The sequence below is a fragment of the Roseateles sp. GW823-FHT07B05 genome (assembly GCF_058794515.1).
On record NZ_JBXAGX010000018.1, the window covers coordinates 65,655 to 72,070 of the forward strand.

Here is a 6,416-nt window from a genome sequence, read left to right on the forward strand (position 1 = left end):
CCTCAGGTGAACGCGAGCGTCATGTTGTTGCGCACGATGTGGCCTTCGCAGCTCAGCATGGCCTGGCCCTGCTCGTTGCCCAGCTTGGGCGTGAACAGCTGCGCCTTGGGCACCGTGAGCGTGACGATGTTGCCGGCGGTGGCGCCGTGCGTCACCGTGAAGCTGTCGGTCGCCGCGGTGCTGATGAGACCGTTGGCGCCCAGGAAGTCCTTGGTGGCCACGGGCGGCAGCTCGATGCTGGCGCTGAGCTTGCTCAGCCGGTCCACGATCGTCACGTCCTCGCGGCCCGTGAGGTTGCGGTACTGCACGTCGTTGCCCTGGGTGACCGTGAAGGTGCTCATCTGCGGCGCGTAGGCGCCAATGGTCACCTGCGTGTTGGCCTTGTTCATGGCCAGTGGGCGCGGCAGCGTGGGGATGGTGGGCGCCGGGATGCCGCCGCTGTCCGTCATGGCAGAGCGCAGGCCGATGCCCTTGAAGCCAAGCAGCACCTGCTTCTTGGCATTCACCTTCAGCTCCCAGCTGCCACGCACGCCGGTCATCTTCTGCAGCACCTGGTCCATGTACCAGTACAGCGTGCAGCTCTCGTCACCGGTGTCGATGGGGCTGTACGTCACGCTGACGCCGGCCGCCGTCACCTTGGCCATGCCACAGGACCGAAGAATGACGTCGAAGTTCGGCGCGGTGCCGGCGGCGCCGGAACCTCGCAGCGGCACGTCGAAGCTCACCGTGCTCCAGATCGCGCCGACGATCTTCTCGTCCTGCCCGAACGTGTTGGAGACGGTGGCCTGGTCGTCGGTCTCCATCTCGACCGGGTTGACCTCGATGTTCTGCGCCGACAGCCAGTTGGCCGCCGCGGTGGGGGTGGGGTCGGTGGCGTAGGTCGTCTCGATCTTCGCCAGCAGCATCTGCAGCTTGGACTTCATGGCCACTTACTCCTTCTCGGCGCCGGGCGCCTCTTCGGGGTGCTCGCTCAGGTCGCGGCTGAGCGTGCCGTCCGGGTGGCGCACCCAGCAGCCGCCCACCGAGGGCATCGGCAGCGGCGCGGGCGCGGCGGGGGTCTCGGGCGCGGCAACCGGCGCCGCGGCGGTGTTCTTCGCCATCTCAGTTCTCCTTCGCAGGCGGGTTGATCGACACGCTGATGCCCAGCCGCTGCTTCACCAGCAGCAGCACCAGGTCCAGGAAGCTGGCCACGCCCATGCCGCTGAAGATCGCCAGGCCCAGCAGGAACGGCAGGTCATCCACGTAGCGGCTGTAGCCCAGCATGAATACCGCGGCGCCCCACGCCACGCTGTGCAGCAGCGTGCCCAGCACCACGCGGCGTGTGAGCGTCTCGTTGGAGCGCAGCAGCAGGCCCAGGGCCAGCATCGATGCACCTGCGCCGCCAATGAGGGCGAACAACAGCCACAGCGAGGTCTCGTCCACAGCGTTCTGCAAGTTCTCGACCACGGTGCGGGGTTTCGTTTCAGACATACAGCGCCTCCATGCGCATGACGAGCCAGCCCACGGGGGCATCCAGCCCCTGGCTGAAGCTCGCGGTCTTGGGGTAGACGGCATCAATGGGCTCGGGCTTCACGCTCTGCACCCAGCCCAGCAGCTCGTTCAGCGCCGTGAGCTCCATGTTCTCGACCGCCTCGGTGTCGGTGTCGTCCTCGGCCAGCGACAGCCGGCCGTAGAACACGACGACGAACTGCAGCGTGCCGTTCTCGCCTTCCCGCTGCAGGTGCGTCTGCCAGTCGCCCATCTCGGCGGCCGCGATGCAGAACACACCCTGGCGCAGCGCGTCGTCATCCATCACGCCACCGCCGGGCAGCGGCCCGTCCGGCATGCGCACGCCACGCACCACCAGGCGCCCAGGCAGCGCCGCCGCCAGGCTGTCCCGCAGCGCGGTGATGGTGGTCAGGGCGTCCAGGCTCACGCGCCCGCCCGTTGTGCGTTGAAGGCCTGCACGCCGGCGCGCACGGCCGCCTCGAGGCGATTGGGCACGGCGTCGCGGAACGCGTCAGCCGTCCTGGCCACGAAGGGGTTCGGCTTGATGCCACGCGCCTTCACCGCACGGCTCCAGGCCATGTAGCGGGCCTCCAGGCTCATCTCCAGCGCATCGCCGGCCCGGCTGCGCTTGCGGAACTTGGGGTTGGCGGCTCGGGCAGCGTCCACCAGCCGGCGACGCAGCCACTCCACGGCCGGCAGTCCCTGGGCGAAGCGCGGCAGGCCCTTGCCCGGCCTGCGGCCGCCGATCACCCACTTGGCATAGACGCTGTGCGGCCCGATCAGCACCGCCCAGGCGCCCTCACGCTCGGCGGTGACGCTGTTGGTCATCACGCTGACGTCCTTCGGCGCCTCCACCTTCATGCGGGCGGTGACATCGGCCGTGAGCCGCGCCAGCTCGGCGCGAACGTGCTGCGCCACGGCCGTGCCTGCGCTCCGAAATCCCCGGGCCACCTCCGGCGCGTTGTGCTGCAGGCCGCTCACGCTGCGGACTCCCACTCGCGCAGCAGCACCTGGTACAGCGCCGCCGGCGTGCTGTTGCGGGCCGTCCCGCTGAAGCCGTCCTTCAGCTGCACGGCCTTGCTGCTTCCGTGGATAGACAGCTCGCGCATGGCCTCAGCCTGGGCGCGCAGCAGCAGCAGGCCGCGGTCGACTGCACCGATGGTGGTCTGCTGGGCGTCTTCGCCCAGAACGTGCGTGGCGAAGTACCAGAACTTGAAGGTGCTGCCCCAGGCCGCGATCTGCGCAGCGGTCGGGGCGGGGTCGAACACCAGCTGCCAGGCACCGGGCGCCCCCTCCTGCCTCACGCGCGGCACCGCGCCGGGATAGCCCGGGCACCAGGGCTTGATCGCCCCCGACGCCCAGGCATGGGTCTTGTAGCGCGCCAGCGACTCGTTCAGCGCGCTCGGCAGCGCATAGGCCTCGACACCAGCCGTGACCGTGATCTGGCCCAGCAGCGTGCGCGGGCGCTTGCCCACCATGGCCAGCGCGGCGATGCGCAGCAGACGAGGGAAATCGTCCACCCCCTTGAGCACGCTGGCGGCGTCATGTACCGACGCCCGAAGGTCGGTCACCAGGTCCGCCATGTTCATGCCGCCCGCCACGCTCGCCTCCGGCTCAGGTCGGGTCGCCGCCGCCGGCTGCGCGGGCCAGCTTCAGCTGCGCAGCGGCCAGCAGCTCCAGCACCGAGGACCGCGGCTGTTCGGCCGCTTCCTCGATCTGTGCCAGGGTCTGCAGCTCGTCTGCGACCAGGCCGTCCAGCTCCGGCTTCAGCTTGGCGACCGACAGCGCCTGCAGGGCCAGCAGCTTTCCGGGCCAGTCGGGCTTGCCATGGCCGGCGTGGTCGCCCTCCGGCGAGCTCTGCGCCGGCGCATTGACGGCTGGCGGACTGCCTTCCGGGATGGCGCTCACCAGTTCGTCTGGCACATCCACGTCCCGGCTCTGGCCAGGTTGCAAGAGGTGGCCCAGCACGATGGTGGGCACCAGGGAGTCGTTCGAGATCACGCGCTTCATGCGGCTCTCCAGGTTCACCACCGGTCCCCGACACCCGGGGCGCACTCACGGCGCCCCGGGGAACGGCTCTCTCGGCGGTGGGTTGTGAGGTGGATCAGCTGACGCGTGCCACGCGGGCTGCGCTGTTGAACTGAACCGTCGACGTGATCGCACCCTTGCGCTGCGTCGGCGTGTGGCAGGCGATGTACTGCTCGCCGTAGTTGCCTTGCGCGCCCAGGAACCGGCCGTTGGAGTCCTTCGACTGGTCCATGTTCGGCTGCATGCTGAACGGCTTCAGCATGCGGAACCGCGTGTTGCCGCGTTCGCCGATCAGCGTGCGCACATCGCCCATGTTCAGGCCCGGCGCCTTGGTGTTGTAGTTGGGCATGCCCTTGACCTGGCCGACCGAACCATCGGCCGCGAGGCCGGTGCCCACGCGCGAGCTGTTGGCCTGGAACGTGGTGGCCTGGCTCAGCGCGTTGTCCACGGCGCCGCTCATCAGCAGCATGTTGGCCGCGTAGTAACGGTCGTTCTCGATCGCCACCTTGCGGGCGCCCAGCAGCAGCAGCATCGCGTCGTAGACGGTCTGGGTCTGCAGCAGCGTCGGCGTGGCCGTGCCAGGGTACAGGTCAACCTTGGCCACGTTGGTGGCACGCGACCCCGAGAGGGTCAGCGCGGTGGCGTTGTTCGGGATGACCGGCACGCCGTTCTCGGTGACGAAACGCAGCTCACCCAGGTTGTAGTCCAGCACGTAGTAGGTGCCGGCCGACAGCGCCACGCCCGACACGTACTCGCTGCGAGCGGTGCCGCCGAGCGTCACGACCACGGGGTTCTGCGTGACCCCGACCTGGTTGCCCTGCAGGTCGTAGATGCGGCGCGGCCGCACCACGGGCCAGTTCGTGAGCACGAACACGCCGTTGGCGCCATTCACCTGCGCGGTCAGCGTGTCGGTGAACGTGGTGCACAGGTACTCATCCGCCGCGTTCAGCAGCTCGTTGTGGATGATGCGGTCCGTGTCTTCGCCGACGATGCGGATGATGTTCTTGGTGTTCTCCGTCAGCGGGTCGTAGTCGATGGGAGCCGCGGCGAGCAGGTAGCGGATCTCGTTCGAGATCTGGTACGCCAGCTTCTGGGGGATGGGGCGGGCTTCCTCCATCGCTTCCTTGATGCTGGCGCTCTTGATGGGCTGCAGCTCATAGGTGCGCGTGTCGTTGATGCCGGCGCCCGTCGTGTCGCGGTAGCTGTAGAAGATGTTGACGACGTTGCTGAACGTGTAGGTCCCCACGTCGCAGAAGCTCGCACCCAGCAGTTGGTACAGCATTTCGCGCAGCACGGTGCGCTCGTAGACCATGGGCACGGCGACATCGGAGATGCCCGTCATGCCACCGCTCAGCATCTTGTGCTCGGCCATCAGGCGGGCACCATGGGTCTGGTCAAAGAAGGCCAGCGCCTTCTCGGCCAGGGCCTTGTTGTGGTCCAGCAGCACGCCGTTGGTGCGCGCGTAGCGCAGCGCCGCGGGCATGCCGGCCAGGCCCAGCCGGCGGTCCACCTGCTCCTGCAGCGCCTTGATCTCGCCGGGCTGGCCCACCTCGATGTGCACATTGCCCGACGCCGGCCGGAAGCCCAGCGTGGCCAGCTGCACGGCGGCGCTGGCGCTGCGGGCCTGCGTCAGCATGAACTCGGCCAGGCGCTTCACCTGGTCGTCGGTCATGCCATCCGTCAGCATCGCGCCGGCCTCGGCGGCCAGCTTCTTGCGGCTGTCCTCGTTCAGCGCCGTGTCGGCGTCGATGGTGTCGCTGAGCAGCTTCACCTTGGCGGCCCGCGCGGTACGGCTGGCCGTCTCGGTGGCTTCCCGCTCGGCCAGAACCTTGGCGACCTGGGCGGCAACGTCCGCAGCGCTCACGCCGTGCGTGACGGCGAGCTGAATCGGGCCGCTGGCGCCGGTGCCGAGCTTCTTGATCTGCTCGGCCAGCGCCTTGCCGGTCGCTTCCCAGCTGTCCACCAGGCCCAGGCACTTCGCCTCGTCGTTGCCGGCGGCGGACAGCTGCTTCTCGGCTTCAGCCAGCAGCGGGGTGATCTGTTCAAGAGTGAGGCCTTGAGCCAGCAGCTTGGCCTTGAGCTTGTCGAGATGGTTCATGGTGGATGACTCCAGGGACTTGATGAGTTGGGGATGCACGGCCGTGCGGTGGCCGTTGTCGTCGTCGCCCTCGGCAGCGCTGAGCTGCACCGGGTCCAGGTGCTTGATGACAGGCCGCACGGTCAGACCAGCGCCCAGGAGCACACATCCATGCGCATCGCCCTGCTGGTTGTCGTGCCAGTCCTCATGGAACTCGGCGCTCAGGTAGGCGAATCCGCGCCCCTTGATCGCATCGACGCCGAACGGCGTCCACTCCACGAGTGCCCGCAGCTTGCCGCCCTCCACAGCCAGCCGCGCGACCTTGCCGGCCGCGCCGTCACCGGGCTTGTGGTTGACGTCAATGAACACGTCCTGGCCGAACACCTTCGCTTCGAAGTTCGACACCATCTGGCGCAGCATCGCGTCGGTGATCTCGAAACGCCCGTAGCGTGGGTCCGTGAACGAGCCGGTGCGGGTGACCGTCACCCAGCTCGAGGTCGCGCCCTCGGCCAACTCCACCTGCAGGCCCAGAAAGCGCACCCGTCCGGGAGCGCCGTCTTCAGCCAGAAGAAAGTGGCGCCCCAGGCCCAGAGCCCGAGGCGCCGAAATGCCAGGTGAGTGGCAGGAGACAACCAGTGCATTCATCGTGCGGCCATGGTCGGCCGATCAGGCGGACAAATGCAGGGGTCACCGGCTCACACCTTGAAGCCCAAGAAAAAGCCCGCCGAGTAGGCGGGCCCGTCATCACCGGCAGGGGATTGGGATCAGGCTGTCACACTCGCACACAACGGGAGGCGGCGACCATGACCAAGAAGTCGCGGGA

8 protein-coding genes are annotated in these 6,416 nt (G+C 68.3%); all 8 read right to left on the minus strand.

From position 1 onward, the window contains the following. Positions 1-2: 2 nt before the first annotated feature. The gene (locus tag AC1Q7O_RS25145; protein ID WP_492661687.1) at positions 3-923 is read right to left on the minus strand and encodes a phage tail tube protein; all 921 of its coding nucleotides are present in this window, start codon (positions 921-923) and stop codon (positions 3-5) included. A gap of 6 nt (positions 924-929) precedes the next feature. Then, positions 930-1,100 carry a hypothetical protein gene (locus AC1Q7O_RS25150; protein WP_492661686.1) on the minus strand — a complete coding sequence of 57 codons (171 nt, stop codon included), beginning with the start codon at positions 1,098-1,100 and terminating at the stop codon, positions 930-932. Position 1,101: 1 nt separating this feature from the next. After that, positions 1,102-1,470: a hypothetical protein gene (locus AC1Q7O_RS25155; protein ID WP_492661685.1), complete on the minus strand. Its 369-nt coding sequence runs from the start codon at positions 1,468-1,470 to the stop codon at positions 1,102-1,104. Next, positions 1,463-1,915, minus strand: coding sequence for a hypothetical protein (locus AC1Q7O_RS25160; protein WP_492661684.1), 453 nt, complete (start codon positions 1,913-1,915; stop codon positions 1,463-1,465). The genes AC1Q7O_RS25155 and AC1Q7O_RS25160 overlap by 8 nt, the downstream gene beginning before the upstream one ends. Beyond that, positions 1,912-2,469, minus strand: coding sequence for a hypothetical protein (locus AC1Q7O_RS25165; RefSeq protein ID WP_492662762.1), 558 nt, complete (start codon positions 2,467-2,469; stop codon positions 1,912-1,914). Before AC1Q7O_RS25165 ends, AC1Q7O_RS25160 begins: the two co-directional genes overlap by 4 nt. After that, positions 2,466-3,077: a hypothetical protein gene (locus AC1Q7O_RS25170; RefSeq protein ID WP_492661682.1), complete on the minus strand. Its 612-nt coding sequence runs from the start codon at positions 3,075-3,077 to the stop codon at positions 2,466-2,468. Before AC1Q7O_RS25170 ends, AC1Q7O_RS25165 begins: the two co-directional genes overlap by 4 nt. Before the next feature lie 25 nt (positions 3,078-3,102). Further along, complete coding sequence (locus AC1Q7O_RS25175; RefSeq protein ID WP_492661681.1) at positions 3,103-3,498, minus strand: hypothetical protein; 396 nt, start codon at positions 3,496-3,498, stop codon at positions 3,103-3,105. Between the two features lie 94 nt (positions 3,499-3,592). Next, complete coding sequence (locus AC1Q7O_RS25180) at positions 3,593-6,133, minus strand: phage protease (protein ID WP_492661680.1); 2,541 nt, start codon at positions 6,131-6,133, stop codon at positions 3,593-3,595. Between the last annotated feature and the right edge of the window lie 283 nt (positions 6,134-6,416).

Coding starts and splice junctions, on each gene's coding strand:
- AC1Q7O_RS25145 (WP_492661687.1), bottom strand. CDS start 923: ATGAAGTCCAAGCTGCAGATGCTGCTGGCGAAGATCGAGACGACCTAC.
- AC1Q7O_RS25150 (WP_492661686.1), bottom strand. CDS start 1,100: ATGGCGAAGAACACCGCCGCGGCGCCGGTTGCCGCGCCCGAGACCCCC.
- AC1Q7O_RS25155 (WP_492661685.1), bottom strand. CDS start 1,470: ATGTCTGAAACGAAACCCCGCACCGTGGTCGAGAACTTGCAGAACGCT.
- AC1Q7O_RS25170 (WP_492661682.1), bottom strand. CDS start 3,077: ATGAACATGGCGGACCTGGTGACCGACCTTCGGGCGTCGGTACATGAC.
- AC1Q7O_RS25175 (WP_492661681.1), bottom strand. CDS start 3,498: ATGAAGCGCGTGATCTCGAACGACTCCCTGGTGCCCACCATCGTGCTG.